Origin of the sequence: Streptomyces torulosus, from assembly GCF_001419765.1 — a bacterium.
Lineage (GTDB): Bacteria > Actinomycetota > Actinomycetes > Streptomycetales > Streptomycetaceae > Streptomyces > Streptomyces torulosus.
The window spans coordinates 1-1433 of sequence record NZ_LIRK01001003.1; the positions used below are offsets into that span (position 1 = coordinate 1).

The window sequence follows — 1433 nt, forward strand, 5'->3', positions numbered from 1 at the left end:
AAGGACATGCAGACCTGGGCCGGGCTGACCCGGCTGCGCGAGGCGTTCGAGCGGCTGCGCCCGGAGCTGGTCACCTTCCGCGACGAGAGCGGTGGCGAACTCTTCGACCTCCCCGACGCGCCCCGTCCCGACCCGGAGACCCCGGCCCCGCCCCGCCTGCTCCCCGAGTTCGACAACCTGCTCCTCTCCCACGCCGACCGCTCCCGCGTCGTACCGCCCGACCTCAAGGGCCGTAGCTGGCAGGGCAATCAGGCGTACCGGACCTTCCTCGTCGACGGGTTCCTGGCGGGGATCTGGAAGTTCGACGGGCCCGCCCTCGTCCTGGAGCCGTTCGTCCGCCTCACCGCGGAGCAGCGGACCGACCTCGTCGCGGAGGCCGAGCGCACCCTCCGGACACTCCCCGGTGAGGGCGAGGGCGGCGGCCCGTACGACATCCGCTTCGGCACCGTCGCGAACTGACGCGACCGGGACGTGGCGGACTTGGAGGAGGTGCAGGACGTGGAGAGGGGGCGCTGCGAACCGCTCGTGGCAGGTTCGCAACGCCCCCTGGTATCACCTGAGGATGTGCCTCAGGAGCTCGCGGGCCGGCCTTCCGCGCTATGAGTTGATCTGCGCGGCCACCGTGTTGGAGAAGGTGGTCAGCCGGGTGTAGATACCGGGGTACTGCGCGTCGGCGCAGCCGTTGCCCCAGGAAGTAATACCTGCCAGGACGCCCCCGATGATCAGGGGACCGCCGCTGTCGCCCTGGCAGGTGTCCACGCCGCCGGACGTGTAACCGGCGCACACCATGTCGCTCGCGATGAACTCGGAGCCGTAGGAACTGGAGCTGCCGCAGACCGAGTTGGCGACGGTCGGCACGGTCGCGGTGCGCAGCTGGTTGGAGGAGGAACCGCCCGAGGAGGTGGTGCCCCAGCCGAGGATGCGGGCGGTGGCGCCGGCCGCGTACACGCCGGTCTGCGACGAGGTGACGTACGAGACCGGGGTGTACGGCATCGACGACGACAGCGTCAGCACGGCGACGTCCTTGCCCGACTGGACGGAGGAGTAGCTGGGGTGTATCCAGATGCGGCTGACCGTCCGGACGGTGCCGTCCGTGCCGTTGCGGTACGTACGGCCGCCGACGACACGGGTGTTGGAGGTCGTTCTGCCCACCAGACAGTGAGCGGCGGTGATCACCTTGGTGGGCGACACGAGCGTGCCGCCGCAGAACTGGCTCTGCGAGGCGTTCGTGATCTGCATGACGTACGGGTACGCGCTCGCGGTGGTGGTCGTACCGCCGACGATGGGCTGGGGAGCGGCGACGGCGCCGGGGGCGGCCAGCAGAGCGGCCGCGGAGGCCGCGGCGGTCGCCGCCGCGGCGACGATCGTCTTCCTGGCACGGTGGAACCCGAACATGGTTCTCCTCATGGGGGGAGGGAGTTGCCGGTGGGGGA

2 protein-coding genes are annotated in these 1433 nt (G+C 70.6%); one reads left to right on the plus strand and one right to left on the minus strand.

Features of this window, described 5'->3' with window-relative positions; genetic code table 11:
* Positions 1-459, plus strand: a 459-nt coding sequence (locus AOK23_RS43555; RefSeq protein ID WP_206336452.1) for a DNA glycosylase AlkZ-like family protein, incomplete at its 5' end; no start/stop codon positions are given.
* Positions 460-597: 138 nt separating this feature from the next.
* Here AOK23_RS43555 and AOK23_RS43560 read toward each other — a convergent pair.
* Positions 598-1395, minus strand: a complete 798-nt coding sequence (locus AOK23_RS43560) for a S1 family peptidase (protein WP_055717870.1) — start codon at positions 1393-1395, stop codon at positions 598-600.
* Positions 1396-1433 lie beyond the last annotated feature (38 nt).